Origin of the sequence: Microbacterium halimionae, from assembly GCF_011761265.1 — a bacterium.
GTDB lineage: Bacteria > Actinomycetota > Actinomycetes > Actinomycetales > Microbacteriaceae > Microbacterium > Microbacterium halimionae.
The window spans coordinates 381,908-407,571 of the sequence record NZ_JAAOZB010000002.1; the positions used below are offsets into that span (position 1 = coordinate 381,908).

Annotated in this window: 26 protein-coding genes; 15 read left to right on the forward strand and 11 right to left on the reverse strand. The window is 62.0% G+C overall.

The window, feature by feature from the left end:
• Positions 1-27: 27 nt before the first annotated feature.
• Both FHS06_RS09535 and FHS06_RS09540 read left to right on the forward strand, forming a co-directional pair.
• Positions 28-411, forward strand: a complete 384-nt coding sequence (locus FHS06_RS09535) for an Imm26 family immunity protein (protein ID WP_341780040.1) — start codon at positions 28-30, stop codon at positions 409-411.
• Positions 412-701: 290 nt separating this feature from the next.
• A complete protein-coding gene (locus FHS06_RS09540; protein WP_167048738.1) occupies positions 702-848 on the forward strand; it encodes a hypothetical protein in 147 nt (48 codons plus the stop codon).
• Positions 849-925: 77 nt separating this feature from the next.
• Here the strand turns inward: FHS06_RS09540 and FHS06_RS09545 are convergent, their stop codons facing one another.
• Positions 926-2,509, reverse strand: a complete 1,584-nt coding sequence (locus FHS06_RS09545; protein ID WP_167048740.1) for an SPFH domain-containing protein — start codon at positions 2,507-2,509, stop codon at positions 926-928.
• 276 nt (positions 2,510-2,785) lie between these two features.
• Here FHS06_RS09545 and FHS06_RS14360 point away from each other — a divergent pair, with 276 nt between their 5' ends.
• The 3 genes from FHS06_RS14360 (at position 2,786) to FHS06_RS09560 (ending at position 6,675) form a co-directional block, all read left to right on the forward strand.
• Positions 2,786-4,555, forward strand: a complete 1,770-nt coding sequence (locus FHS06_RS14360) for a lipocalin family protein (RefSeq protein ID WP_167048742.1) — start codon at positions 2,786-2,788, stop codon at positions 4,553-4,555.
• A gap of 171 nt (positions 4,556-4,726) precedes the next feature.
• Positions 4,727-6,076: an HNH endonuclease signature motif containing protein gene (locus FHS06_RS09555; protein WP_167048744.1), complete on the forward strand. Its 1,350-nt coding sequence runs from the start codon at positions 4,727-4,729 to the stop codon at positions 6,074-6,076.
• A gap of 122 nt (positions 6,077-6,198) precedes the next feature.
• Positions 6,199-6,675, forward strand: coding sequence for a YbaK/EbsC family protein (locus tag FHS06_RS09560; protein ID WP_167048745.1), 477 nt, complete (start codon positions 6,199-6,201; stop codon positions 6,673-6,675).
• 70 nt (positions 6,676-6,745) lie between these two features.
• On the opposite strand, the gene hxlA is transcribed toward FHS06_RS09560, so the two are convergent.
• Entirely contained in the window at positions 6,746-7,369 is a 624-nt protein-coding gene (gene hxlA, locus FHS06_RS09565; protein ID WP_167048746.1) for a 3-hexulose-6-phosphate synthase, read from the reverse strand.
• 11 nt (positions 7,370-7,380) lie between these two features.
• Positions 7,381-7,986 (reverse strand): 6-phospho-3-hexuloisomerase, encoded by a 606-nt coding sequence (gene hxlB, locus FHS06_RS09570; protein WP_243845434.1) that lies wholly within the window; start codon positions 7,984-7,986, stop codon positions 7,381-7,383.
• Positions 7,987-8,060: 74 nt separating this feature from the next.
• On the opposite strand from hxlB, the gene FHS06_RS09575 reads away from it, so the two are divergent.
• Positions 8,061-8,888, forward strand: a complete 828-nt coding sequence (locus FHS06_RS09575; RefSeq protein ID WP_167048747.1) for a helix-turn-helix transcriptional regulator — start codon at positions 8,061-8,063, stop codon at positions 8,886-8,888.
• Between the two features lie 20 nt (positions 8,889-8,908).
• On the opposite strand, the gene FHS06_RS09580 is transcribed toward FHS06_RS09575, so the two are convergent.
• Genes FHS06_RS09580 through FHS06_RS09595 form a run of 4 tightly spaced genes read right to left on the reverse strand, consistent with a single transcriptional unit; the run spans position 8,909 to position 12,197 of the window.
• Entirely contained in the window at positions 8,909-9,397 is a 489-nt protein-coding gene (locus FHS06_RS09580) for a SixA phosphatase family protein (RefSeq protein ID WP_167048748.1), read from the reverse strand.
• Positions 9,394-9,747 carry a gamma-glutamylcyclotransferase family protein gene (locus FHS06_RS09585; protein WP_167048749.1) on the reverse strand — a complete coding sequence of 118 codons (354 nt, stop codon included), beginning with the start codon at positions 9,745-9,747 and terminating at the stop codon, positions 9,394-9,396. Before FHS06_RS09585 ends, FHS06_RS09580 begins: the two co-directional genes overlap by 4 nt.
• 9 nt (positions 9,748-9,756) lie before the next feature.
• On the reverse strand, positions 9,757-11,031 hold the full coding sequence (locus FHS06_RS09590; protein ID WP_167048750.1) for a DUF445 domain-containing protein: 1,275 nt from the start codon (positions 11,029-11,031) through the stop codon (positions 9,757-9,759).
• Positions 11,031-12,197 (reverse strand): acyl-CoA dehydrogenase family protein, encoded by a 1,167-nt coding sequence (locus FHS06_RS09595; protein ID WP_310734796.1) that lies wholly within the window; start codon positions 12,195-12,197, stop codon positions 11,031-11,033. Before FHS06_RS09595 ends, FHS06_RS09590 begins: the two co-directional genes overlap by 1 nt.
• Positions 12,198-12,278: 81 nt before the next feature.
• Between FHS06_RS09595 and FHS06_RS09600 the strand changes: the two genes are divergently transcribed.
• The gene (locus tag FHS06_RS09600; RefSeq protein ID WP_167048752.1) at positions 12,279-13,271 is read left to right on the forward strand and encodes a TIGR00341 family protein; all 993 of its coding nucleotides are present in this window, start codon (positions 12,279-12,281) and stop codon (positions 13,269-13,271) included.
• Positions 13,272-13,290: 19 nt separating this feature from the next.
• Here the strand turns inward: FHS06_RS09600 and FHS06_RS09605 are convergent, their stop codons facing one another.
• Complete coding sequence (locus tag FHS06_RS09605) at positions 13,291-14,496, reverse strand: MFS transporter (RefSeq protein WP_167048753.1); 1,206 nt, start codon at positions 14,494-14,496, stop codon at positions 13,291-13,293.
• 372 nt (positions 14,497-14,868) lie between these two features.
• On the opposite strand from FHS06_RS09605, the gene nrdH reads away from it, so the two are divergent.
• The 5 genes from nrdH to FHS06_RS09630 all read left to right on the forward strand — a co-directional run bounded on the left by nrdH (position 14,869) and on the right by FHS06_RS09630 (position 19,662).
• Positions 14,869-15,102: a glutaredoxin-like protein NrdH gene (gene nrdH, locus FHS06_RS09610; RefSeq protein ID WP_165142123.1), complete on the forward strand. Its 234-nt coding sequence runs from the start codon at positions 14,869-14,871 to the stop codon at positions 15,100-15,102.
• A gap of 4 nt (positions 15,103-15,106) precedes the next feature.
• Positions 15,107-15,547, forward strand: a complete 441-nt coding sequence (gene nrdI / locus FHS06_RS09615) for a class Ib ribonucleoside-diphosphate reductase assembly flavoprotein NrdI (RefSeq protein WP_167048755.1) — start codon at positions 15,107-15,109, stop codon at positions 15,545-15,547.
• Positions 15,526-17,685 (forward strand): class 1b ribonucleoside-diphosphate reductase subunit alpha, encoded by a 2,160-nt coding sequence (gene nrdE, locus FHS06_RS09620; RefSeq protein ID WP_167048757.1) that lies wholly within the window; start codon positions 15,526-15,528, stop codon positions 17,683-17,685. Before nrdI ends, nrdE begins: the two co-directional genes overlap by 22 nt.
• A gap of 24 nt (positions 17,686-17,709) precedes the next feature.
• Positions 17,710-18,684, forward strand: a complete 975-nt coding sequence (gene nrdF, locus FHS06_RS09625; protein ID WP_167048759.1) for a class 1b ribonucleoside-diphosphate reductase subunit beta — start codon at positions 17,710-17,712, stop codon at positions 18,682-18,684.
• 84 nt (positions 18,685-18,768) lie between these two features.
• Complete coding sequence (locus FHS06_RS09630) at positions 18,769-19,662, forward strand: hypothetical protein (RefSeq protein ID WP_167048761.1); 894 nt, start codon at positions 18,769-18,771, stop codon at positions 19,660-19,662.
• On the opposite strand, the gene FHS06_RS09635 is transcribed toward FHS06_RS09630, so the two are convergent.
• The 3 genes from FHS06_RS09635 to FHS06_RS09645 are packed head-to-tail and all read right to left on the reverse strand — an operon-like array spanning position 19,640 to position 21,696.
• The gene (locus tag FHS06_RS09635) at positions 19,640-20,758 is read right to left on the reverse strand and encodes a class I SAM-dependent methyltransferase (protein ID WP_167048763.1); all 1,119 of its coding nucleotides are present in this window, start codon (positions 20,756-20,758) and stop codon (positions 19,640-19,642) included. The genes FHS06_RS09630 and FHS06_RS09635 overlap by 23 nt on opposite strands.
• A gap of 12 nt (positions 20,759-20,770) precedes the next feature.
• Positions 20,771-20,923, reverse strand: a complete 153-nt coding sequence (locus FHS06_RS09640; protein ID WP_167048765.1) for a hypothetical protein — start codon at positions 20,921-20,923, stop codon at positions 20,771-20,773.
• Between the two features lie 20 nt (positions 20,924-20,943).
• Positions 20,944-21,696: an EI24 domain-containing protein gene (locus FHS06_RS09645; protein WP_167048767.1), complete on the reverse strand. Its 753-nt coding sequence runs from the start codon at positions 21,694-21,696 to the stop codon at positions 20,944-20,946.
• Between the two features lie 209 nt (positions 21,697-21,905).
• Here FHS06_RS09645 and FHS06_RS09650 point away from each other — a divergent pair, with 209 nt between their 5' ends.
• Genes FHS06_RS09650 through FHS06_RS09660 form a run of 3 tightly spaced genes read left to right on the forward strand, consistent with a single transcriptional unit; the run spans position 21,906 to position 25,627 of the window.
• Positions 21,906-24,443, forward strand: a complete 2,538-nt coding sequence (locus FHS06_RS09650) for an ATP-dependent Clp protease ATP-binding subunit (RefSeq protein ID WP_167048769.1) — start codon at positions 21,906-21,908, stop codon at positions 24,441-24,443.
• 9 nt (positions 24,444-24,452) lie between these two features.
• On the forward strand, positions 24,453-25,235 hold the full coding sequence (locus tag FHS06_RS09655; protein WP_167048771.1) for an LLM class flavin-dependent oxidoreductase: 783 nt from the start codon (positions 24,453-24,455) through the stop codon (positions 25,233-25,235).
• On the forward strand, positions 25,235-25,627 hold the full coding sequence (locus tag FHS06_RS09660) for a DoxX family protein (protein ID WP_167048773.1): 393 nt from the start codon (positions 25,235-25,237) through the stop codon (positions 25,625-25,627). Before FHS06_RS09655 ends, FHS06_RS09660 begins: the two co-directional genes overlap by 1 nt.
• The last annotated feature ends 37 nt before the right edge of the window (positions 25,628-25,664 follow it).

Below are 25,664 nucleotides of genomic sequence, written 5' to 3' on the forward strand. Positions count from 1 at the left end.
GGGCGCAGAAGGCCTGTTGTGGGGTCGGTGGTTCAATTTCCGCTTCCGGGTGGAGGGTTCGCATACGGGCGTGTGTTGAGGGATGCATCCGTTGCGTTCTACTCCACGAGATCGAACGAACCGGGCATGCCGCCGATAGGTGAGCGTGAGTACGAGTTCGTCGTTGGTGTGTATGACGATGTTCTCCGTGCGGAGGACGTGCCTGTCGTTGGCTATGACCCTGGTGTGGGGCCGGAGGATGAGTGGCCTCCGCCTAATGTGATCCGTGACGCTCTTACGGGGAAGCCGACGATCTACCACCACGGCACGATATCAAAAGCGAACGAGGACCAAGTAGTTGGCCTCGAGCCGGCCGCGGTGTGGGCTCGGTGGCACCTTATCGAGCGTCTTGTGGGTGGGTCAGCACCGTAACTCTTCTTGTTTTCGGCCGCGCGACACACAACACTCTCGAAGAGGCGGTGGAAAACGAGCTCGACGGTCGTCCACGGACGCTGGTCTCGATCTGCCATCCGTCTCGTCCCGCGGCGCTAGTCGATCCACGGAGACTACGGATCGCGCGGAATTGCGATGGACAGTGATCAATTCGCGAGGTTGGCACGCTTTAAGTTGATGTTTGACGTGGAGTAACTAGGCATGATGCTCGCGAGAGCATGACAACTCACCGCCGGTCTCGGGAAGCGCCGCCGGGGAGGAACACCATCATGCTTGTTCGCTACCTCGGAGAGTTCCGCGCGGACGCGGTCGCGAGCCGCCGCCAGATAGGCGTCGCCATAGAACAGATCGCGACTCAGGCTTTCATCTCCGCCCGAATCATTTTCACGACCGCGGCGGTATCTCGGCCAAGCTGAGTCGCGACATCGTTGAGATCATAAAAAGAGCCCGGCCATCGGCCGGGCTCTTTTTATGTCTTGCGGGGGTGAGGCTTCTAAGAAGCGGCGGGGTCAGCCGGTGCAGCAGGAGAACCCTGAGAAGTCGCGTTGATCCCTGCTCCGATCCCACGGCCAACAGCCTGGCCCTGGATGATCGCAGCCAGATCGAGGCCAGTTGCGGCCTCCACACTGTCGAACACCGCGCGCATGGCCTTGGCGTTCTCGGCGCCGACGACGCTCGATGCACCGTCATTTCCGCCGCCGCCACCGATGATCGAGACGCTCCCAATCGCCGCGTAGCCCTTGGCGAATTCCGCCATCATCGACGGCAGCACATCCAGCACGCGCTGCGAGAGGATCGCTTCCTGGTTCGAGGCAATCGCCTGCGCTTCGGCCTCGACAGCCGCGGCCCGCGCTTCACCTTCGGCGCGGATCGCGTCTGCCTCGGCTTGAGCACGCAAGCGACGCGCGCTGGCTTCGGCATCAGCGAGCGAGCGGAGAGCGCCGGCCTCACCGGTAGCCTTCGCCTCGGCGGCTGCTGCCTCACCACCGGCACGAGCCTTGTCGGCCTCCGCCTGCTGCTCCGCGATGCGCGTGCGAGCCTCGGCTTCTTTCACCTTCTCGATCGCAGCAGCTTCGGCTGAGCGCTCGCGCGTGTACAACTCGGCTTGTGCCCGGGTCTCGGCTTCGTAGCGCTGTGCGTCCGCAACGCGCTTGACGTCGGCATCCAACTGCGCCTGCTTGTTCTCCGCCTGCTGCTGCAGCACGGCCTGCTCAGCCTGTGCACGAGCGAGATGCCCAGCCTGCTCCGCCTCGGCGCGAGCCCGACCGACGCCGGAATCGGCGTTGGCGGTGTTGGTGTCGAGATCGGTCTGCTCGATCAGGTTGGCTTCTTGGTTCGCGATGACTTTCTGGTTGATCGCACGGTCGGCATTGGTCTCGGCAATCTCCGCCGCCTGGCGCTTCGCCTGAATCTCGGGGGCACCCAGCGACCGGATGTATCCCGTGGCATCCGTAATGCCCTTGATCTGGAAGGAGTCGAGGATCAGGCCCTGCTCGGCGAGCTCGTTGGAGACGTCGGCCGCGATTTGGTCGGAGAACTTCTTGCGCTCCCGCATCAGTTCGACCACCGACAGTGTCGCCACGATCCCTCGAAGCGCACCTTCGAGCTGCTCGGTCGTGAACTGCTCGATGGCCTTGTCTTGCGACGCGAAGCGCTCTGCGGCACGCCGCACGAGCAGCGGGTCGGAGCCGATCTTCACGATCGCGACTCCGTCGACGTTCAAAGTGACGTTGTCGAGCGACTGCGCTTCTGCATTCAGCGACACCTGGCGGGAGCGGAGCGAAATGATCTCGTGACGCTGTGTGATGGGGTTCACCAGCGACTTGCCGTTGACAATCACCGTCACCGGTGACTCAGACATCTCGGAGCGCAGCGCACCATCCGTGTCTATCACGGTGCTCTGCACCTTCTGCTTGCGCCCTGAAATCACGAGGGCCTCATCGGCGCGAGCGACCTTGATCCAGCTCTTCGCAAATATCAACACGATCAAACCGATGATGATCGCCGCAACCACGCTGATTCCTACGATGGTCAGAATGCCGACCGTCTCGTCGATTTTCACGTCAGACTCCCTCATGCGCGCAGGCTCTCGCGGGGAGCGTGAATGCCCGGGCCCAGGCTGCGCCAGACCCAAAGTGCTGCTGCAGAGCGCCCTCGCGCGGGGTTTCTGGTACGCCACCCGCTGCAAGATCGTTCTGGCAGAACCACCCCGAAGTCACTCTAGCGACACTCGGATGCCGCGATTTCACCCCCGCGGTTCACCACCCGCGAGTGCTCAGGTCGAATAGTGCTGACGCTGATTTCCCCGGTCTCGCGCTCGGGGCGCGTTTTAGGGCCATGCCAGACTGGCGGGGTGAAATCGAGACGCGCCTGGTCTTTGTCTGTCATCGGTATTTTCGTCACCTTGAGCCTTGCGGCGTGCGTGGCCGATGCCCCGAAACCGGATGCAAACGCGACCCAGGCGCCCGGGCCAACTGCCAGCCAGACCCCTCGTCCGACTGCGACCAAGTCCCCGCGGCCTACTGTGACGCCTTCGCCGACACTCTCACCGACACCCGTCGAGCCGGGAAATGGCGGGTCAAATGGCGGCACGTCGAACCCGCGCGGATCGAGTGGTTCGGGCGGCAACGTGCCGAACTCGACACCCACTCAGGCGCCTGCGCCTGCGCCGAATCCTGCCCCGAACCCGAACCCCGCTCCGACGACGGCACCGAGCCCGAGCCCGAGCCCGACGCCGGCACCGAACCCGATTCCCGCCGCGTGCTCGAGCAGCAACACGGCGCCCGGCATCCCTGCCGCTGATTTCGGATCGATCGCAGAGTACTCCACCACGCCGCTGGCCCAGGGCAAAGACTGCACTGGCTTTCGCGCCTACCTTTCGACCGGATTGCCGCAGTATGACTCGCAGTCATACGAGTTCTTCGGGCACCTGATCGACGATGACGGCAATGTGAATTCCATCGCGATGATGTCGCAGGGCAACAAAAACGAGTGGCCGCACACAAACACGGTCTATACATTTGAGGAAGCCGGGCTGATTTTCAACCGCCTAGACCAGCGCGAAGGCCCCGTTGTCGGAGGTATCGGTGGGATAGCCGACGTCACAACGCCGGTCTCGATCGACTACCAGCCATGGAAAATCGCCGTGGCCGACATTCCGCTCGGTCAGCCCGAACAGACGATGGAAATGCGTGTCGTTTCGGGCACGGTCGGAGCGGTCGGTGCGGTCTACGAGATCACTGCTGTCGTGCCGACCGGTACGTCGATCGGGGTCGACACCGAGCCCACGACACTGCACGTGCGGGCTAAGGATACGACCGGAATCATTCAGTGGGGATACGGCCCCAACGGCTTCTTCCCGCTCTGGATGTTCGACGGCGACCCCATCGACCCGACCGATCTCGACATCGCGACTCGCGATCAGCGTGGGCCGATCATGGACACTTACAACGGTGACATCGGTGCCTACCTGAAGGCCACCGGCGACCCGATGACCGGCCAGGGCTCCCACTACTACTCGATGCCGTTGGTCGAGGTCGAGGAGTGGTCTGTGCAACGCGGCTCGTCGTATATCGCCCGCGGAACCGGTGGTGACTTGTTCTTCGACAATCTGACTGAGACCTACAACGACTCTGCCGCCTACATCGTGCAGAACGGTTACCACTGGACCGAGTTCTCGGTGCAGCTGCCCGACTCGAAACAGGGCATGTTGATCGCCGTCACCGGCCAGGAGGATGTCGGAGATCTCTACTACGCGATGCTCGGCGGTGCCGGGTCCAAGCAGTCGAAGAATGGGACCCTAGCTCCGACCTCGAATTGGCCGCAGGGAGCCATCCACATCACCCCGAAGCCTTCGAGCACCTGGACTTCTCCGAACACTTGTTATGTCTACGAGCTCAGCTACGACGTGAAGCTCGATGCGTCGTCGACGCGGCCGGCGGTCGACCTCGTCTTCACCGCGGTCGAGAAAGAGCAAGAGATCGACGCGGGGGACCGTCCCGTCTACGAGGGGCTTTTCGCATACTCCGGCAAGCTCGATGGCAAGTCAGTGAACGGGTACGCCTGGGGCGAGATTCAGGGTACTAAGCCCGCAGCAGGGCACGACACGCCACCTACCTGTTAGAGGGCGTTCGCTGCTGGGTTCCGATCGGTAGGTTGCTCGGAATTCTCGGTGTCACGCTTGTTCTCGTGCGTTGATTTCTCCCCAAAAGTTTTTTGAGAAAGTTATCCACAGCAGGGCTTTTTGGGCTGGTTTGGGGTGCTCAATGTCGGAGGTATGTTCGATACTTGAGTCATGTCAGAGAACGAAACCGAGCAACAAGACGCAGAAGCGTACGAGCTGTCTGAGTCTGTGGCGACGTTGATTTCGTTCGATCAACAGATCGCACACATCCAGGCGGCACGCGCTGCGGTCCTTGCGAACATGGGGCGCATCGCGCTTGCGCAAATGCGGCGGATGACGTCGCGTGACTCACGAGACCGAGAGATTCCGATGCGGGCGGTCGCGGCAGAAGTTGGGGCTGCACTTCGGGTGTCAGATCGCACGGCGCAAATACGTATCGATGACGCGCTCGAAGTCACCGAGTCGTATCCGGAGACGTTTGCGTCGTGGAGCGCGGGGCGTGTCTCGGAACGCCATGTGCAAGAGATCTTGCGGGCGGGCGTGAACCTGACGGATGCCACAGCCAAGGCCCGGTACGACCGCGAGGTTATCGGGGTCGCTGAGGCCGAGACACCGGGGCGGTTGCGGGGGTTCGCTGCAGCTCTGGCCGAGAAAGCGCAACCGCGAACGCTTCAGGAACGCTTTGAAGACGCCAACGCGACGCGTACGGTGCGACTGTTCGACCTCGCCGATGGCATGAGTTCGATCAACGCCGTGCTGCCGTCGGTGCAGGCGCACGGGATTTTCAACCGGCTCACGCAGCAGGCCCGAGCGTTGAAAGACTTCCGGGCGGGGCGATCGGATTACGGCACGAAGCTCCGCGCCGAGGATGAGCCTGTGGTGGATGATCGGCGGACGACGGATCAGATCCGCGCCGACCTGTTCTCCGACATGCTGTTGACATCGGTGCCGAGCCTCGACCCGCTCGCGGGCGACGACTGTGGCGGGCTGGGTGCGATCAAAGCGATCGTGCAGGTCACGGTGCCTGCGACGACGCTGGCGGGCACCTCATCGACGCCAGCGGATCTGTCTGGGCTCAGCTTGGTTGACCCCGAGAGTGCACGACGGCTCGCGGGTACCGCGCCGGGGTGGGATCGGGTGTTCACCCGGCCCGTGACGGGCACCGTCGTCGCGGTCGATCGGTATCGACCCAGCGACCAACTGAAACGGCAGCTTCGGGCGAGAGACCAGCACTGCAGGTTCGTGGGGTGCCGCATGCCTACGCACCGCTGCGATATCGACCACACCGTCGATGCTGCCCTTGGCGGGCCAACTCATCAGCACAACCTGGCGCATCTGTGCCGAAGGCATCACAGTTTGAAACACGCGAGCAGGTGGTCGGTGAAGCAGCGCGGTGATGGGGTTTTGGAGTGGACGTCGCCGACCGGGCGAAGTTACACCGACAAACCGCCCTGGGTCGCATTCGAACCAGATGTCAACGAACCACTAGTTCATTCAGCTCCTACACCGCCGCCGTTCTAGCGTTCGGCGCGTCGGCGAGAAGCCAGAGAGTTAATACGCCGGTCTTACCTTTGGCGCCGTCGGCGTCTGCCGGCAGCGCCGCCGCCGTCCACCGGTACCGTCTCGCTCGATAGGGTGAGCGCGTGAGCGAACAATTGCATAAGCGAAACCTCATCGTCCGAAAGGCCCTCCGCGCCGCCGGAATTTTGTCTGACATCGTCGTGCTTCCGGATGCCGCAGCCACAGCTGCCGTGGCCGCAGCAGCCGTCGGAGTTGAGGTCGGCGCGATCGCCAACAGCCTCGTCTTCTGGTCGGACGACGCGCCCCTGCTCGTCATGACGAGCGGCGCACATCGGGTCGACACCGCAGCACTCGCGACGCGGCTCGGGCGCGACAGCATCCGTCGCGCGACAGCCGAACAGGTCAAGGACGCCACCGGTCAAGTCATCGGGGGAGTAGCTCCCGCGGGGCATCCGTCCCCGCTCACGACCGTTGTCGACGAGGCGCTCGCAACGTTCCCCGAAATCTGGGCTGCCGCGGGAACTCCGCACACAGTGTTTCCGCTGACGTTCGCCGAACTCGTCCGCCTGACGAACGGCGCTGTTGTCGCCGTCGACTAGTAGCTGAAGCTAGATGGAAGAGGCCGCCCGAGAATCGAAATCTCGAGCGGCCTCTTTCACTAGATGCGCGCTAGACGATCGCGGCACGCAGCTCTGCTGCGGCAGCGCCGACGTCGGGTGCGCCGTAGATTGCTCCGCCGGCGACAGCAACCTGCGCGCCCGACTTCTGCACCGATGCAATGGTCGAGGCGTTGATTCCGCCCGCGACCGAGAACGGCACGCCAGATGCTTCGCCGTCGCGCAGGAGCGTTGAGAAGGTGAAGCCTTCTTCGGCCTGCTCGTCGAGCCCGGCGTGCATCTCAACGAACTCAACACCGAGAGCAACGACTTCCTGGGCGCGCTTGGGCTTGTCCTGCACTCCGATGAGGTCGACCACGATGCCCTTGCCGTGCTTCTTCGCAGCCTTCACAGCGCCCGCAATGGTGCTGTCTCCTGCTGAACCGAGCACGGTGACGAGGTCGGCACCAGCGGCGAACGCGATGTCGGCCTCGAGCTCGCCGGCATCCATCGTCTTCAGATCTGCGAACACGATCTTGTCGGGATGGGCAGCCTTTACCGCGGTAACAGCCGAAAGCCCTGCGCTCTTGATGAGCGGCGTGCCGAGCTCGAGAATGTCGACGTGGGGCGCTGCAGCAGCGGCGAGCTCCAGAGCAGCCTCGGTGGTGAGCGTGTCCATTGCGAATTGCAGTTTCATGGTGTTCCTTTTCATTCGAGGTTTGAGTGGCGGGGCCAGAGGTCGTCAGCACTTGCTCCGGAACGTCGCCACAGGGCGTGGAAGACGGCGTCACCGATGAGTACGACGGCCTGTTCAAAAAGACTTCCCGCATACTGAACAGACGCGGCCTCGCTCCGATCGAGCTTTCCCGCGGCCGGCACGACGATGGTGGCCGACGAAAGTTTCGCCAAGGGCGATGACGCTGCGGTTGTGATGGCAGCGACTTTTGCGCCGAGCGACACAGCTGTCTCGGCGGCGCTCACAATTCCGGTGGTCGTTCCGGAGCCACTTGCAGTGATCAGAAGGTCCCCACTGCTGATTGCGGGGGTTGTCACCTCTCCTGCAACGTGCACTTCGAGTCCGAGGTGCATGAGTCGCATCGCAGTCATTTTGAGCGCCAGACCGGAACGCCCGGCACCGATCACGAAGACGCGTGGCGCCTCAGCGATGGCGTCAGCGAACGCCGATAGTGACCGCGACTCGTGCTGAGCAACATGTTCAAGCGACCGGCTCAGCTCTTGCGATACTCGCGAGAGCGCATAGCTGGGCCCGTGTTCCAAGACGTCCATGTGTTCCATCGTGGGCGGTGGGGCCATGAGGAGCCCCCACCCTTAGGGTGAGGTTTACCTATCCATAGGAATGGGATGGGTTACACGGGTAGGCTGTCGACATGGAAGCACAGGGGCAGCTACCGTCATCAGCATCGCGACGACTCGCGCTGGAGCATTCACGGGTGTTGGCCGAGCAAGCTGACCGTCATGCCGTAACGCTCGAATCAATCCTCGCGATTTTGCGATCGAATCGCCTCGACGACCGTGCAGCGCGAACAATGGTGACGGATGTCGCAACGACGGCGCTGGTCGGACTCCGCATGGTCACAGACGAGCAACGCAGCAGCATCCTCGAGCCAGTCGTTGGTGCGTTCGCGCGGTTGCGATCCGATCTTCATCCCCTGGTCCGCTTCGGTGAACTCGATGTGCAGTTTGTGGAGCCTCCCGCAACGGGGCGAGCACTGCCCGGCGAAGTTGCTCACGCCGCGCGAGCTATCGTTCGAAGCGCTGTGCTCGCTTTTGTCGACAAAGGCGAAACGCGTCGTGTGCGTATCCAATGGGACTGCGACGGCCTCAACCTGCTGATCGGCATTCGCGACGACGGTCGGGGCGATCTCACACCTCACGATGATTCGCTTCGGCCCATCGCCGAGAAGGTTTCAGCGCTCGACGGTGTACTCGCGGTTTCTGCGACGCCCGGTTGGGGGTCTTCCCTTGATATTCGGTTGCCCCTTGATCCACCCGCCGAGCCCGAGCCTCTTGCCGACTCAGTCGAATTGACTGCGCGTGAGCGCGATGTGCTGCGCCTGGTGGCTTCGGGCGCTCGCAATCGCCTCGTGGCATCGACCCTTGGCATTAGCGAGAACACCGTCAAGTTCCATGTCTCGAATCTGCTTCACAAAACAGGGACCAGTGGTCGCGCAGAACTTGCGGCGCTGGCGCACTGAGCCACGAAGCGCACCAATATTTAGCGCGCGCTCGGCTCGTCGAACGTCCAACGGTCGGGCTCGTCGAAGTCGATGGACGCCCAATCCGAAGCATTCCACTCGAACACGGCAACTGCGCACGTGGGCATTTCCGTCACTTCGCCGTCGGTGAGGCGCTCGACGAGCGTGCTGAGGCCAGGGTCGTGCGCCACGATCACGGCAGTACTGCCATCGGTCTCGGATGCCACCTCGAGAAGCACTCGGGGTGGGGCGCCATAGAGACGCGCGTCGCGAGTGACGTCGACACCCAGCGCGTGGCCGAAGGCATCCGCCGTCGTTGCTGCGCGAAGCGCGGTGCTCGACACAATCGCATCGGGCTTCACACCGGCGGCGGAAAAGGTGGCCGCCAGCCGCTCGGCCATACGGGGTGCGTCGCCCTGACCGCGGCGGTTGAGCGGACGCTCATGATCATCGAGAAAGGCATTGCCCCAGTCAGACTTCGCGTGGCGCACGAGCACGAGGGTGATCATGCTTTCACCGGCAAATACGCCCACGCGGTGCGTCCGCTGACGAGAGTGACTTCGCTGCGGCAACCGCGTGACGCTTCGTAATTATCGATGGCATCAAGCTCCGCATCAGTGACTTCGAAGACAAAACCAATGACTTTGTCGAGCGCACTGCCCGTGCCGCGCACGCGTGCGTGAGTGTTCACACCGGGTGCGTCATCTCGAGGATCGTCGACTTCTACGTAGTCAACCGTGTAACCAGTGAGCACATCTACCTCGCATGTCACCAAATGCCCGAGGGTGTCGAGCTGCACGGCGGGCGAGCGCAGCGTGCCGTAGCTGAAGAGCAGCTGAGCTGGTTGCGGAGTGGCCACGGCCCCAGGCTACCCGCGGAGGAACGCCTCGGCGAGTGTGAAAATTGCAAGTCCCGCAAGAGAGCCAACAATGGTTCCGTTGAGGCGGATATATTGCAGGTCACGGCCCACCATGAGCTCAATCTTCTCGGTTGTTTCAGCGGCATCCCACCGCTCGACTGTGTCGGTGATGATCGAGGCGATGTCGTGTCGGTAGCGCTCCACGAGGAACACGGCGGCGTCCGTCACCCAGCCATCGATTCGCGCTTGAAGCGCAGCGTCAGAGGTGAGGCGGTCACCGACGTCAGCGAGCGCCCGTGCGGCCCGAATGCGCAGCGCACTCTCGGGGTCCGCAAGAGATGTGAGAAGCCCAGACTTTGCCGTGTCCCACAGGCTCGCCGCAAGCTCGCGCACGCGCGGACTGTCGAACACCCCAGACTTCGTGCTCTCAAGACTCGCAATTGTTTCGGGATCATTCTGGAGGTTCTGGGCGAGGCGCGCCAGGTAACCATCAAGAGCAATACGGGCGGGATGCTGCGGCTCAGCAGCGATCGCGGCGACAAGTTTTACGGCCTCGTTGTATGCGGCTTCATCGACAAGGCGCCGCGCGACCGATGGCACCCACGACGGCAGCCTCCGCGAGAGGAGGCCCGTGAACGACGTCTGGTTGGTACGGAGCCAGGTGGCAATTGTGTCGACACCGAGGTCTACGGCGCCGTGATGCGCACCCGAGGAGACCACCTGTTCAAGGCGCTCGCCAAGAGGCGGGCCCCACTGTGGCTCGATCAGATGCTCCCGTGCGAGGCTTTCGAGCACATCTCCGACGTCATCATCGCTCAGCGCCTGCAGCACGCCGGCGGCCATGGTGGCGCCTTCGGCGCTCACGCGCTCTGCATGCGCTGGATCGCGCAGCCATTCACCGAGGCGCGCAGCAACAGACGTTTCCTCGAGCTTTGTGCGTACGACATCCGCTGACAAAAAGTTTGTCTCGACGAATTCGCCGAGCGATCGTCCGATCTCGTCTTTGCGGCTCGGAATGATCGCCGTGTGCGGGATCTTGATGCCGAGCGGATGCCGAAACAGCGCTGTCACGGCAAACCAGTCTGCGAGCGCGCCAACCATTCCGCCTTCCGCCGCGGCACGGACATATGCGAAAGCAGGCATGCTCTCTTGCAGCACGAACGAGATGACGAAGACTATCGCCAGCGCAACGAGTGCGCCGAGCGCTATGCCTTTCATCACTCGAAGGGCGCGGCGACGCTCCTGGTCTGCGGGGCTCAAGAGAGAAGTGGGAGTGTGGGGCATCAGCTACTCATCGGTCCGAGCCATGCCGACGCCGCAGTCGAGTGCGCGGACTCTGGGTCAGAGGGGTGGAACATGCCCGCGAGCACATCGCGGTAGAGGCGGCCAAGCTCTGACGCCGAACGGTAGGACGACCCGCCACCGACGAGCATGGCGTTGTCGACGACGTCTTTCGCAGCAACTACCGCGCGGTGCTTCACTCCGCTGAGGAGCGAGAACCAGCGTGCGCCGTGGTCGACGGCATTGTCGATGTCTTCGGAAAGCGCCGCGATCTGCGGACCGAGCGCATCGTAGGTAAGAGCCATATCGGCAATGCGCCAGCGGATGTCGGGATCATCGCTGTACGCTTTTCCTGTTTTCTTAGACGTGCGCTTCTTCGCAATCTCTACCGCAAGATCGAGGGCTCGCCGCGCGATACCGGTGTAGACAGACGCCACGAGCACTTCGAACACACTGAAGATTCCAAAGACGATCGGATCGGGGTTTGGCCCTGGCGCGATCTTTCGCACGACGCGATCAGGCGACGCCACCGCACCATGAAGCTCGGTCGTGCGGCTCTGCGTGCCGCGCATGCCGACCGTGTCCCAGTCATCATGCGTGACGATCGCTTCTGTTCGTGGCACGAACGCGTAGACCATCTTCGGGCCGTCAGGGCTTGTCGTGTCGAGCCCGTGGAGCCCCAACTGGGTCCACACCGGACTGAGCGAGGTGAAAATCTTGGTGCCGGTGAAAGAGTACGAGCCGTCGGGGTGAGGCGTGGCATCCGTATCGCTGCCGAAGAGCACGAGATCATTGCCAGCTTCGCTGATGCCGAAGGCGAAGACCTCGCCACCCACCGCGCCCTCTTGCACGAATCGGAGGTCATCGATGCCTCGGTCAGCGAGCACCTTGGCAACGCCCGTCCAGACGAGGTGCATGTTGATCGCAAGCGCCGTGGCGGGAGCCGCCCCCGCGAGACGCTGCTGCAACATTGCGACCTCGGCGATGCTGAGCCCGGCCCCACCGAGCTCTGTCGGCACCAACACCGACAGATACCCGGCTGCTTTCAACTCGCTGAGGTCTTCGTCGGGGAAGGCATTTTGCGCGTCGTAGCCCGCGCCGCGAGAGCGAATCCGCTCGATCAGATCATCAGGCAGGATGTCGCGAGGGTCGAACACCGAAGAAGTCACAGTCTTTATTCTTGCGCTCTTGACGACATCCGGACGTTTTTGCCCATTGGATACTGTTATTGGTTCGGCCAAGATGTGCATATGGCCTCGCTGTCGCAGTTTCTGCTGCCCGATTCACAACGGCAAGGCGTCGACGATGTGCGCGACGCGCTCGACCTCACCCGAGGTGATGCTGTCGGCAAGCGCAGCGGGTTCCTCATCATGCTCATTCTGTCGGGCGTCATCGCGGTCGCAGGGGTACTGGCCGATTCGACGGCGACAGTCATTGGCGCCATGATTATCGCGCCTCTCGGAACCCCGATTCTTGGAATTGGGCTTGCCCTCGTCATCGGTCGGCGAAGCCTGCTGGTGCGCTCGATTCTTTGGGTGCTTGCGAGTGTCGTCATCGTGGTGGTCATCGGGTACGGACTGTCGATCATCTTGCCGCACGGTTCTTCGCTCTCGACAAACTCGCAAATTACCGGCCGCACCTCCCCGCAACTCGTGGACCTTCTGGCCGCAATGGCGACGGGTACCGCCGGCGCCTTCGCGATGTGTCGGCGGGATCTGAGCGCCATCCTCCCCGGAGTCGCTATTGCGATCTCGCTCGTTCCACCACTCGGCGTGGTCGGCGTCTGCGCCGGGCAAGGCGACTGGGATAGCGCGCTCGGCGCACTGATCCTCTTTCTATCGAACGTGATTTCACTCGTGATCGCTGGCAGCATCGTCTTCACTCTTGCGGGATTCGCGCGCGCGGTTGGATCATCACGCACGGCCAACCGCAAACGTGCGTATGCGATCGTCGGTGTGCTTTCGACAGTGATCATTCTCCCGCTCGCGTTGAACACGACAGTGACAGTGCTGATCGCCACCTGGACGCAAGAAATTCACGCGTCTGCGGAAGAGTGGCTCAGCGACGTCGACGGCGCACGCGTGGGAGGTGTGTCATGGGTTGGCCTCGATGCCACTGTGAAGGTCGCGACTCCTGACGGCACAGTGCCAGCGACGAGTGGCTTGGAATCAGACCTCACCCTCCCGGATTTCGTGAGCGTTGTGGTCGAAGTCGGCGTCGAAGCGACGTACTCGGTGCGGTAACGCTCACAGCATCGCGGATTTACGTGATCGTTTCGACCGGTTCGGTGTCGGGTATCGGACTCGGGTCGCGGTGGCGCAAATCGGGGAAAGCCCGCACGAACACGATGCTGACGATGAGCCCTACGAACATGAAGCCAAACGCTGCGGCATAGGCCCCAACGTGACCGACTCCGTCAACGAGGAATCCCGCGACAGCCGAACCCGCTGCAGCTCCGATCAGCTGACCTGTGCCGATCCACCCGTACGCTTCGGCGGTTTCGCTGAACTTCACACTCGCCGAGGTCATCGCAAAGATCACGGCGAGTGCCGGCGCAATGCCGATACCGGCAATGATGAGTGAGCCGCCGAGCCACCACGCATTGAGCGCGAACATCGTGGTGGCGAGACCGATCGTGACGATGAGAAGGCGCCGAGCCATCGACCACGGGCTGATTGGTCGGTGGCCCATGCCCAATCCGCCCGCGAGGCTTCCGATACCGAAGACGGCGAGGATGAGGCCGGCTTCAAGTCCCCCCTCGTCGAATTCGGCGACAACGCCCGCTTCGACAGCCGAGCACGCGCCAATGAGAAGGAAACCGACAGCAGTTGCCATGAGTACCGGCGGCTTCGCGAGAACGCGGCCAAGCTTTCGGCGACTGCGCGGAATTCGGACGCGCCCGACCTCGGGGGAGAGGATGAACCACGACCCGCCGCCAACGAGGATTGCGGCGATCAGGAGAAGCGCCGGCACGGTGCCAGCCTGCGTTGCGACAAAAGTGATCAGCACCGGCGCCAAGATCCAGATGATCTCTTGCAGCGATGCATCGAGTGAATAGAGCGGAGAGAGCTGCCGCGAGTTCACAAGCTTGGGGTAGATGGTGCGCGCTGCAGATTGAATCGGCGGGGTCGTGAGCCCGGCAATGAGCCCGAGAGCCATGTAGGCCGGAAGAACCATCTCGACCAGCGCGAGTGTTGTGATGGCGATCGCGCAGAGCACTGTGGTGAGAGTGAGCACTTTACGCATGCCCCACAACCCCATCCAACGACTCGTGACAGGTCCAGAGATTGCCTGGCCCACAGAGGTCGCCGCAAGCACGAGGCCAGCGGAACCATAGGAACCCGTCACGTGCTCGATATGGAGCAGGATCGCAAGACTCGTCATTCCGTTGGGAAAACGTGCGGTCAACTGTGCTGCGATGATACGTCCGACACCCGGGGTGCGCAGAAGGTCGCGGTAGCTGGCCATGTCATAACGCTAGCGCTCAAAAAGACTTGACTTGGTGCATTCGATCGAGCGCTGCGCGACACGCCGAAGCCGTCGTCGTCGACGACATTGAATGTCGGAGGTGCCCCATATCGTCACATCTGTGGAGAACGGTCGAGTGGGAGCAAGAAAACCGCACGATTCAGGCTCTTTTCGGTGACGACTGCAGCTTCCATGCTGTGGATGAAACGGTGGAGAACCTGTGTTGAACATGGGGATAACGGTGGAAAACTACATCCGTGTAACTACTACCCCTAGTGGTGCTTTCCAATGTCCGTACCCATATGTAGTATTGAGTTCCTGGCGGCGCACCGTCGGGACACAGTAAAGATTTTGAGGGGAAACGGGGCCAATATGGCAATCACTGTTTACACCAAGCCCTCCTGCGTTCAGTGCACGGCGACATATCGCGCATTGGATTCCAAGGGCATCGAGTACGAAATTCACGACCTCTCGCAGGACCCCGCGGCCCTCGAGCAGGTAAAGGCACTGGGTTACCTCCAGGCACCGGTCGTCGTGACAGACGGCGACCACTGGTCGGGCTTCCGTCCCGACAAGATCGACGAGCTCGCCAGCCGTCTGGTCTAACGAAATGACCAGGGCGGTTGCAACATCGGCACCGCTCCTCGTCTACTTCTCGAGCGTGTCGGGAAACACCGCGCGTTTCATTGAGAAGTTGGGGATGCCGGCAGAGCGAATTCCGCTCCAGCCGAAAGATGCCCCCCTCGAGGTCAACGAACCTTTTGTCTTGGTCACCCCGACATATGGGGGTGGCCAAGGACGTGGGGAAGAGGGCGGCGCGGTTCCGAAGCAGGTTATTCGCTTCTTGAATCAAGAACAGAACCGCCGCCACATCCGAGGAGTGATCTCCGCGGGAAATACGAACTTCGGTGAGGCCTTTTGTCTTGCCGGTGACATCATCAGCCGCAAGTGCAACGTGCCGCACATGTACCGGCTAGAACTCTTCGGCACGCCTGAAGATGTCGATCGCGTGAGCGACGGATTGGAAAAATGGTGGAGACAACAGCACTGAAGGACCCCGCATTCAAGAGCGAGGCGCGTTTCGAAGGGCTTGATTACCACTCGCTCAACGCGATGCTCAATCTCTACGACGCTGACGGAAAGATCCAGTTCGACGCCGACAAGCGCGCCGCTCGCGAGTACTTCCTGCAGCACGTCAATCAGAACACTGTCTTCTTCCACTCCCTCAAAGAGCGCCTCGACTATCTCGTCGAGAAGGAGTACTACGAAGGCGCAGTTCTCGAGGCCTACCCCTTTGAGTTCATCGAGAAGCTCAACGACTTCGCGTACTCCAAGAAGTTCCGCTTCGCGACCTTCCTGGGTGCTTTCAAGTACTACACGAGCTACACGCTCAAGACATTCGACGGCAAGCGTTACCTCGAGCGTTTCGAAGACCGCGTCGTCATGACGGCTCTCGCTCTCGCCGATGGCGACCAGAAGCTCGCGATGAACCTTGTCGACGAGATTCTCGCCGGCCGATTCCAGCCGGCGACGCCGACGTTCTTGAACGCCGGTAAAGCTCAGCGCGGCGAACTCGTCTCGTGCTTCCTGCTTCGCATCGAAGACAACATGGAGTCGATCTCTCGCGGAATCAACTCGTCGCTACAGCTGTCTAAGCGCGGCGGCGGCGTGGCATTGCTGCTGTCGAACATCCGCGAGTCGGGCGCTCCGATCAAGCAGATCGAGAACCAGTCCAGTGGCATCATCCCTGTCATGAAGCTTCTCGAAGACAGCTTCAGCTACGCCAATCAGCTGGGTGCTCGTCAGGGCGCCGGTGCTGTGTACCTGTCGGCCCATCACCCCGACATCATGCGCTTCCTCGACACCAAGCGTGAGAACGCCGACGAGAAGATCCGCATCAAGACGCTTTCGCTGGGCGTTGTTGTTCCCGACATCACCTTCGAGCTCGCACGCAATGACGAAGATATGTACCTCTTCTCCCCGTACGACGTCGAGAAGGTGTACGGCGTACCGTTCGGCGACATTTCAGTCACCGAGAAGTACCGCGAAATGGTCGATGACTCCCGCATCAAGAAGACCAAGATCAACGCGCGTGAGTTCTTCCAGACGATCGCCGAGATTCAGTTCGAATCCGGCTACCCGTACGTCATGTTCGAAGACACGGTCAACAAGGCGAACCCGATCAAGGGCCGCATCAACATGTCGAACCTCTGCAGCGAAATTCTGCAGGTGAACACGCCGACCACATACAACGCTGACCTGTCGTACAACGAAATCGGTAAAGACATTTCGTGCAACCTCGGTTCGATGAACATCGCGCTGTCGATGGATGCCGAAGACCTCGGCAAGACAGTCGAAACCGCTATTCGTGCCCTGAGTGCGGTGAGCGAGCAGAGCCACATCGCTTCGGTTCGCTCTATCGAAGACGGAAACGACCGCTCGCACGCCATCGGCCTCGGCCAGATGAACCTCCACGGTTACCTCGCACGTGAGCACGTGTACTACGGCTCCGAAGAGGGCGTCGACTTCACGAACATCTACTTCTACACCGTGTTGTTCCACGCGCTTCGCGCATCGAACAACCTCGCCATTGAGCGCGGGCGGGCCTTCGATGGTTTCGAAGACTCCACGTACGCCAGCGGTGAGTTCTTCGACAAGTACATCGATGGCGTATGGGCACCTGCAACAGCCAAGGTCACCGAGATGTTCGCGGGTAAGCACATCCCGACGCAAGAAGACTGGGTAGCGCTGAAGGCTTCCATCCAGGAGCACGGTATCTACAACCAGAACCTGCAGGCTGTGCCTCCGACCGGTTCGATCTCGTACATCAACAACTCGACGTCGTCGATCCACCCGATCGCGTCGAAGGTTGAGATCCGCAAAGAAGGCAAGCTCGGGCGTGTGTACTACCCGGCGGCGTTCATGACGAACGACAACCTGGAGTACTACCAGGATGCCTACGAAATCGGCTACGAGAAGGTCATCGACACCTACGCCGCAGCCACTCAGCACGTTGACCAAGGGCTGTCGCTCACACTGTTCTTCAAGGACACCGCAACGACCCGCGACATCAACAAGGCGCAGATCTACGCATGGCGCAAGGGCATCAAGACGATTTACTACATCCGCCTGCGGCAGATGGCGCTTGAGGGCACTGACATGTCCGAGTGCGTCTCGTGCATGCTCTGATCTCGGCACCAAGAGAGAACTGATATGAGCGAAAAGCTTCAGCTCCTGAACCACGTTCAGGCCATCAACTGGAACCGTATCGAAGACGATAAAGACCTTGAGGTCTGGAACCGTCTCGTGAACAACTTCTGGCTGCCCGAGAAGGTGCCGCTGTCAAACGACATTCAGTCGTGGAACACGCTGACGCCCGATGAGCAGCTGTTGACCATGCGCGTGTTCACAGGCTTGACCCTGCTCGACACGATCCAGGGCACAGTGGGCGCAGTTTCACTGATTCCTGACGCGATCACACCCCACGAAGAAGCCGTCTACACGAACATCGCGTTCATGGAGTCGGTGCACGCGAAAAGCTACTCCTCGATCTTCTCGACGCTTGCGTCGACGAAAGAGATCGACGAGGCCTTCCGGTGGTCGGTGGAGAACCCGAACCTTCAGAAGAAGGCTTCGATCGTCATGGACTACTACCGCGGAGACTCGCCCCTCAAGCGCAAGGTCGCCTCGACCCTGCTCGAGAGCTTCCTCTTCTACTCGGGCTTCTACCTGCCGATGCACTGGTCGTCACGGGCAAAGCTCACCAACACTGCCGACCTCATTCGTCTCATCATTCGCGACGAGGCAGTGCACGGTTACTACATCGGTTACAAGTTCCAGAAGGGGCTTGAGAAGGTCTCGCAGGCAGAGCGTGACGAGATCAAGGACTACGCGTTCTCGTTGATGTACGAGCTCTACGACAACGAGGTGCAGTACACGCAGGATCTTTACGACGGTGTCGGTCTGACCGAAGACGTCAAGAAGTTCTTGCACTACAACGCGAACAAGGCCCTCATGAACCTCGGCTACGAGGCTATGTTCCCGGCATCCGTCACTGACGTGAACCCCGCGATCCTCTCGGCGCTCTCACCGAACGCCGACGAGAACCACGACTTCTTCTCGGGGTCGGGTTCGTCGTACGTGATCGGCAAGGCCGAAGCCACGAGCGACGACGACTGGGCTTTCTAGCGAACACCTGACAAACGAGAGGTGGGAGTTTCGCGGTTGCGAGGCTCCCACCTCTCGTTTCACCTCGAGAGGGTTCTTATGCGGATGCGTACGACATCGACGCAGCGTACGTATCGCTATGTTCGGCTCTCGATTGTGGGCGCAGTTTTTGCGCTCGGTATCGCTCTCGCTGCCGTATTTGTGACTGATGGCCCGCTTCCATCGATCAGTGCGGCATATTATTCGCCGGCACGAGATGTTTTTGTCGGGGCAATTTTCGCAATCACGCTCGCGCTCGTGGCTCTTTCGGGCCGCAGTATCGAGCAGGCGTTGCTCGATTACATGGCAATTCTTGCGCCGATTGTTGCGATCGTTCCGACGCCGATCGATCCCGCGTTCTGGGGCGGAACATGCGCCGACGCCCCCTCATGTGTGCCGCCCGAATTTGCTGCGAGCGTTAATGTCAGCGCTGTCGCGCTGATTGCGACGGCGGCAGCGGCCGTGGGAGGGGCGTGGGCTCTCGCCATCGTTCAGCGGACGCTGAGCCGTGCGTCGGAGCTTGCGCTGATCATCGCGGCGCTCATCGTCATCGCAATGGCGACGTGGTGGATCATCTGGCCACAAGGTTTCTTGCAGGGCGCGCACGCGGTCGCCGCGTCACTCTTTTTCGCGCTGATCGCGGCGGTCGCAACGATCGCGGCGCTGGGCGCGGGGCGGCTCTCACGTACCCGACGCACTGGACTCATCTACCGCGGCTCGTATGCGACGGTCGCTATCGGCATCGGTGTGAGCGTCGCGCTCCTCATCACCGTGGTGTTGTGCGACATCTGGGGGTTCGATATCTCGCGAGCCACCGGCATCCCACTCATCTTCGTGGGTGAAGCCCTCGCACTTGCGTTGTTCGCCGTCTTTTGGACAGTGCAAACAGTGCAGCTCTGGAACGACCCGGATGCCGCAGAAGACGATGCTGCGTCTTCTAGCGTCGCACCGAACGGGTAACCGTGAACTTGTTGTTGCGGGCAATCTGACGAGTGGGGCCGACGATCCGCTCGAGCGCGGCACGGTAAGCGAGGGGCGTGTTCCACACCGTCCAGAGCTCGCCGCCCGGGCGAAGGACGCGTGCGGCGTCTTCGAACATACGTGGCGCGATGGCATCGTGAACTGCCGCACCGGCGTGGAACGGCGGATTGAGTGCAATAAAAGATGCGCTCGCGTCAGGACGGAGTGAAAGTGCGTCATCGCGTTCCACCTCAACGCGCGACGAGAGTCCGTTCGCTTCTACTGTGGCCCTCGCAGATGCAACAGCCGCAGCCGATTGATCTGAAGCATAAACGCGCGCGTCAGGATGCCGTAAGGCTAGCGACGCCGCCACGACCCCGCTGCCGCACGCCATGTCGATGAGCGGATCAGCGGAACTGCCACCCGAAATGGCGGCTGGCAGGCACTCGAGCAGGAACCGTGTTCCGATATCGATAGAGGTGCCGGCGAACACGCCACCGAAGGCGCACACTGACAGTCCATCGTGCATAGCGCGTGATGGTTCTGGATCAGCACCATCGTGCGGTTGGCACGCGATAAGGACGCGCGACTTTTGTCGAGCATGTGTCACATCAACGCGATCGAAGAACTCCCGCAGTACGTCATTCATGGCCGGCGTCATGTGCTTGATGCGACCGCCGGCGTACACAATGACCTCGGGTGCTGCGTGGGCCGCAATCAATCCGGCGATATTGCGCAACGCATCGAGCGATCGCGGAAGTCGCAACAGAACAACCCGCGCTCCGCTGACGAGAGTGGCGTCGAGGGGCCTCGAGACGGCGGCATGCTCGAGCCCGACACGCTTGGAGTTGGTGTGGAGCGCACGTTCGCCCGTGAGCGAATCCTGGTGGGTGCGGATCCCCGTGGCGCCATCGGCTGCGGCACCCAGACTCAGCGCACCGTGTGTGTCTTCGATGACAACGAGGGTGCCGTCGCGGAGCTCGCCTCGCGCGGATGCTGATTCGTCGAGAATCAGCGTGTCTGCGGCATCCCACGCCCGAAGATCGGGCGCCTCAATGTCTGGCCAGCGGCGAAGAGTGTCGAAGGAGAATGCCACCTGTGCGGTGTGCTACTTCGCCCTGAGGTGGATGGGCAACGCCATCGCAAGAGAAATGAGCAGAATGCCCGAAATAAAGATCAGCGCCTCAAGTCCTGGAATGGAAAAGGAGATGCCGAAGGCGAACATGCCGAGCAGGAATAGCAGCAGCGAGATGATGAACATGAATCTCCCTCGAGGACGTCTCAATCAAGGGTACCCGGTGTCGGCGGGTCCGCAGCGACAAGTGAGCGGGCAAGAAGCGTTGAACCGGCCACAGCTGCGGGCATAGTCACGACGGCGCCGAGGGGCACAAGAAAACATGCCTGGGTCGCGACGCCGAATCCGAGCGCTCGCGCGCGGCTCGTTCCCAGCAGCGCCCGGCGCTCACGACGTGGGATGCCTCGGGCTCCGAGGGCCCGCGAGCTCAATTCGTCCGCGAGCAACCAGCCGGTGAGAGTGACGCCTACAGTCGCCCCGAGGATTCCGCCAACAGCCGGAATGAGTCCGAGGAGGCCCGCGAGGATAGACACCCCGATGCCACGCACAAGAAGCGAGAGCGCGTCGCGGATGCCCTGCCAAAACCCGGTGTCAACGCTCGGTGCCTGATTATCGAGGTCGTTCTCGATGCGCTGCCAAATACGGTTGTAGAACGGGTCGCCGATCATCAGGCACAGTGCCGTGAAAGAAACGGCGAGAAGCACAAGTGTTGCGCCGACGAGCGCTGTGCCCACGGTGACACGGAGAGCGGTGGCCCATATCCCTGGCCAATTCTCGGCAAAGGGCGTGACTGCGACGGTGACCGTCGGGAGCGCGAACCCGAGTGCGATGAGGGCCGCCAGCATCCCGACCCCAACGATGACCGCGGGAATGAGACCGCCGAGCATGACGCCGGGTCTTCTTCGCCACCATGCAAAGCCCTGCCCGAGCAGCATGACCCCGCGTAAGAACTCTCGCATCCGCCACATCCTATTCGCGAGGGGTCGCAACACGCCGTTCTCCGCTGCAGCGACGAGGGGTTATGCGGCGTGTTGCGACCCCTCGGCACGCCGGGAAAGCAATCGGGGCAGGCGGGAATACGCCGGAAGGGCATGTCGTTAACTTGATACGTAGCGGCGCAAGTTTGTAAAGTTGCTACGCAAGACATCAAGTTTTAGAGGAGCATCGCATGGCCGAAGACTTCACCCCCGACGGATCGAACGCGTTCAATGACTTCCTCGCGCGCTACCTCGAAGGTGAGCGCGCTCGCGCGGCACGATCAATTGATCTCAGCCGCTTCATGAGCGCGCGCACGCAGGAGATCCTTCAGTCGGCCGGACGATTCGCTCTCGAACGCGGACAGCGGGAGCTCGACGCACTGCACGTGTTGCGCGTTATTGTGACCGAGGCTCCAGCACGAGACGCCGTCGCGCGCCTCGGTGTTGACCCCGATCGCATCGCACGCGCCGTCGATGAGCGCCTCCCCGCGCCGAGCGTCGCCGCCGACATCGACGGTGCCGTCGTGACCACCTCGGTGCAGCGGCTGCTGTTCCACGCCTTCCAGGTTGCGCGGTCATCGGGCTCGACCTACATCGACCCGGAGCACATGTTCTTCGCCCTCGTGCTCGCCCAGGATGCCCCCGCAGGTCAGGTTTTGGCTGACGCCGGCGTCACTGCCGAAGCGCTCACTGAGGGGGCACGCGAGACGATGACATCGACCGGCGAAGCACCCGAACGGCAAGACTCAGATGCGTCGTCCACGACGCCGATGCTTGATCGGTTCGGCACCGACCTCACAGCGCGCGCCGAAGCCGGAAAGCTTGATCCGGTCATCGGTCGCGCCACCGAAATCGATCAGACCATCGAGATCTTGAGCCGCCGCACGAAGAACAACCCCGTGTTGGTCGGCGAAGCTGGCGTCGGCAAAACCGCCATCGTTGAGGGTCTTGCGAGCGCGATTGTTGCCGGCGACGTGCCAGCGCAGCTCGCCGATAAGCGGGTGATCTCACTCGACCTCGCAGCAATGCTCTCGGGCGCCCGCTACCGCGGCGACTTCGAAGAACGCCTCACCGGCACGATCGATGAGATCGTCGCGCAGGAGGGCAAGATCATCGTCTTCATCGACGAGGTGCACACGGTTGTGGGTGCCGGCGGTGGTGGCGACGGTGCGATGGACGCAGGAAACATTCTGAAACCACGCCTGGCTCGTGGTGAACTCCACCTCGTAGGAGCCACGACTCTGAGCGAGTACCGCACGATCGAGAAGGACCCAGCTCTCGAGCGTCGGTTCCAGCCGGTGCGTGTGGGGGAGCCGTCAATCGAGAATGCCGTCGCAATCCTCCACGGAGTAGCACCTGCCTACGCCGAACACCACGCTGTGACGTACACCGACGACGCCCTTCGCGCCGCCGTCGAGCTCAGCGACCGCTACCTGACCGAACGAGTGCTCCCCGATAAGGCGATCGATTTGATCGACCAGGCGGGTGCGCGGCTTCGGTTGCGGACGGGACCGACCGTCGACATCTCGGCACTGGTCGAGCAGCTTGCCGGTCTCGAAGCCGACAAGAACGCCGCGGTCTCTGCAGAGCATTACGAGGAAGCATCCCGTGTGCGTGACGAAATGACAGCGTTGCAGCAGCAGATCGACCGCGCCGCCGTGCCAGAAAAGCACACGAGCACGATCGTCGACGAAGCTCAGATCGCGGCGGTGATCAGCCGTGCAACGGGAATCCCCGCCAACCGCATCACCGAATCGGAGCGCGCGCGCTTGGGCACGCTCGAGACTGAGCTGCACGACCGAGTGATCGGGCAGGATGATGCCGTAGCCGCGGTGTCGCGTGCTGTGCGCCGTAACCGCACCGGCATGGGTGACACTCACCGCCCCGTCGGCTCCTTCCTTTTCTTGGGCCCGACCGGGGTCGGCAAGACCGAGCTCGCGAAGGCGCTCGCGTCGTCGCTGTTCGACGATGAATCTCACGTCATTCGGTTCGACATGAGCGAGTTCGGCGAGCGTCACACTGTCTCTCGGCTCGTCGGGGCCCCTCCCGGATACGTCGGGTACGACGAAGCCGGTCAGCTCACCGAGCGGGTACGGCGAAACCCGTACTCCGTAGTGCTGTTCGATGAGATCGAGAAGGCTCACCCGGATGTCTTCAACCTGCTGCTGCAGGTGCTCGACGATGGGCGTCTGACCGACGGTCAGGGGCGCACCATCGACTTTCGAAACACCGTCATCGTCATGACATCAAACCTGGGTAGCGAGTTTCTCGCGTCCCGATCTGGGGCCATCGGCTTCATCGCAGACGGTGGCGGCGCCACCGGGTTTGGCAGCGAGGCGGATCTTCGCGCTCGCGTGATGGGAAAGCTTCGCGAGTCGATGCGTCCCGAGTTCTTGAACCGTATCGATGAAATCGTGTTGTTCCGGAAGCTCGATTCGAACCAGCTGAACGACATCGTCCGACTGCTCCTGACTGATACCGCAGCTCGCCTGGAGCGTCAGAATGTGAGCTTTACGGTGACCGATGCGGCTGTTGCGTGGCTTGCTGAAACCGGGTACGAACCCGAGTTCGGTGCTCGGCCGCTGCGCCGCGTCATTCAGCGCGAAGTAGACGACCGTGTGGCCGACATGTTCGTTGCCGGAACGCTCGCCGATGGGGGCGTCGTGCAGGTCGACGTGATGGACGGCACACTCGTCGTGTCGTCGCCGGTGCTTTCAGCCGCGGCGTAGTCTCGAATCATGAACGATCGCCGCGGTCACGTCTCCATCGGCGTGGCTGCGGCGATCGGTACTGTCCGCATCCGCGCCATTGCCGCTCTCGTCGAGCAGGCAGGTTTTCACGCCCTGTGGATCAATGACACTCCGGGCGCGGATGCGTTGGCGGGGCTTGCTGCCGCCGCAGCAGTAACCGAGCGCATCAATCTGGCGACCGGTGTCGTTCCCTTGGATCGTCGGAGCGCCGACCAGATCGTCGACGAAGTGTCGTCGCTGGAGCTTCCTGAAGACCGATTGATAGTCGGAATCGGAACCGGCGGTATGCGCACCGGTGCTTTGGCGCACATGAGGGCTGCCGTTGACACCGTCAAAGATGGCACCCACGCGCGGGTCGTGGTGGGAGCACTCGGCCCGAAGATGCGCGCGTTGGCTGCGGAGCGGAGCGACGGTGTGCTTCTGAACTGGCTGACACCAGAGGCGGCAGCGGAGCAGACTGACGAGACCCGATCGCGGGGGAATGCTCGCAGCATCCTTTATGTCCGCACTGCGTTCGACCCGGCGGCGGCCGCCGCTCTCGAAGAAGAGAGCGACCGCTACGCCAGCTTCCCGCAGTATGCCGCCAACTTTGCCCGCCTTGGTGTTAGCGCCGTCGATACCGTGATCGCACCCGGCGAACACGCGGGGGAGCGTCTTTCCGCCTACCGCGGCGCAGTCGACGAAGTCGTGTTGCGCGCGATCACCCCGAGGAACACCGCGCGAGACGATGCCGCTTTCGTCGCGCGCGCAGCGATCGAGCGCGATAGCTGATGACTCGTGTGGTCGTGGGTGCCAGGTGGTTGCTTGCCGCGCTCCTGGTCGCGGCCGGCTTTTCTCACCTGACCTGGGGCCGTCGCGGGTACCGCATCGTGGTGCCCGACTGGGCGCCGCGGCTGACAGGGCTCGATAAGGATGCGATCGTGGTGGCATCCGGCGCGGTTGAGATCATGCTCGGAGCTGCGGCCATCGCGCTGCCGCGTGAGCGTCGCCGTGTCGGCGGTGTGATCGCAGCGCTCTTCATCGCGGTCTTGCCGGGAAACGTCCACCAGTGGCGCACCGGACGAAACGCCCCAATGCTCGGAAGCGATCGCGCGCGATTTGGGCGACTCTTCTTGCAGCCGGTTCTCGTCGCATGGGCGCTGTGGAGCACTTGGCGTTTGTAACTGTTGTTCGTAACTAAGACAACCCACGGATGACTTG

Bases quoted from the DNA above. Each gene is read 5' to 3' on its own strand.
- FHS06_RS09540 (WP_167048738.1), top strand. From the start codon at position 702: ATGCTTGTTCGCTACCTCGGAGAGTTCCGCGCGGACGCGGTCGCGAGC.
- FHS06_RS09545 (WP_167048740.1), bottom strand. From the start codon at position 2,509: ATGAGGGAGTCTGACGTGAAAATCGACGAGACGGTCGGCATTCTGACC.
- FHS06_RS09555 (WP_167048744.1), top strand. From the start codon at position 4,727: ATGTCAGAGAACGAAACCGAGCAACAAGACGCAGAAGCGTACGAGCTG.
- hxlA (WP_167048746.1), bottom strand. From the start codon at position 7,369: ATGAAACTGCAATTCGCAATGGACACGCTCACCACCGAGGCTGCTCTG.
- hxlB (WP_243845434.1), bottom strand. From the start codon at position 7,986: ATGGCCCCACCGCCCACGATGGAACACATGGACGTCTTGGAACACGGG.
- FHS06_RS09575 (WP_167048747.1), top strand. From the start codon at position 8,061: ATGGAAGCACAGGGGCAGCTACCGTCATCAGCATCGCGACGACTCGCG.
- FHS06_RS09580 (WP_167048748.1), bottom strand. From the start codon at position 9,397: ATGATCACCCTCGTGCTCGTGCGCCACGCGAAGTCTGACTGGGGCAAT.
- FHS06_RS09590 (WP_167048750.1), bottom strand. From the start codon at position 11,031: ATGCCCCACACTCCCACTTCTCTCTTGAGCCCCGCAGACCAGGAGCGT.
- FHS06_RS09600 (WP_167048752.1), top strand. From the start codon at position 12,279: ATGGCCTCGCTGTCGCAGTTTCTGCTGCCCGATTCACAACGGCAAGGC.
- FHS06_RS09605 (WP_167048753.1), bottom strand. From the start codon at position 14,496: ATGGCCAGCTACCGCGACCTTCTGCGCACCCCGGGTGTCGGACGTATC.
- nrdH (WP_165142123.1), top strand. From the start codon at position 14,869: ATGGCAATCACTGTTTACACCAAGCCCTCCTGCGTTCAGTGCACGGCG.
- nrdI (WP_167048755.1), top strand. From the start codon at position 15,107: ATGACCAGGGCGGTTGCAACATCGGCACCGCTCCTCGTCTACTTCTCG.
- nrdE (WP_167048757.1), top strand. From the start codon at position 15,526: ATGGTGGAGACAACAGCACTGAAGGACCCCGCATTCAAGAGCGAGGCG.
- nrdF (WP_167048759.1), top strand. From the start codon at position 17,710: ATGAGCGAAAAGCTTCAGCTCCTGAACCACGTTCAGGCCATCAACTGG.
- FHS06_RS09630 (WP_167048761.1), top strand. From the start codon at position 18,769: ATGCGTACGACATCGACGCAGCGTACGTATCGCTATGTTCGGCTCTCG.
- FHS06_RS09640 (WP_167048765.1), bottom strand. From the start codon at position 20,923: ATGTTCATCATCTCGCTGCTGCTATTCCTGCTCGGCATGTTCGCCTTC.
- FHS06_RS09645 (WP_167048767.1), bottom strand. From the start codon at position 21,696: ATGCGAGAGTTCTTACGCGGGGTCATGCTGCTCGGGCAGGGCTTTGCA.
- FHS06_RS09650 (WP_167048769.1), top strand. From the start codon at position 21,906: ATGGCCGAAGACTTCACCCCCGACGGATCGAACGCGTTCAATGACTTC.
- FHS06_RS09655 (WP_167048771.1), top strand. From the start codon at position 24,453: ATGAACGATCGCCGCGGTCACGTCTCCATCGGCGTGGCTGCGGCGATC.
- FHS06_RS09660 (WP_167048773.1), top strand. From the start codon at position 25,235: ATGACTCGTGTGGTCGTGGGTGCCAGGTGGTTGCTTGCCGCGCTCCTG.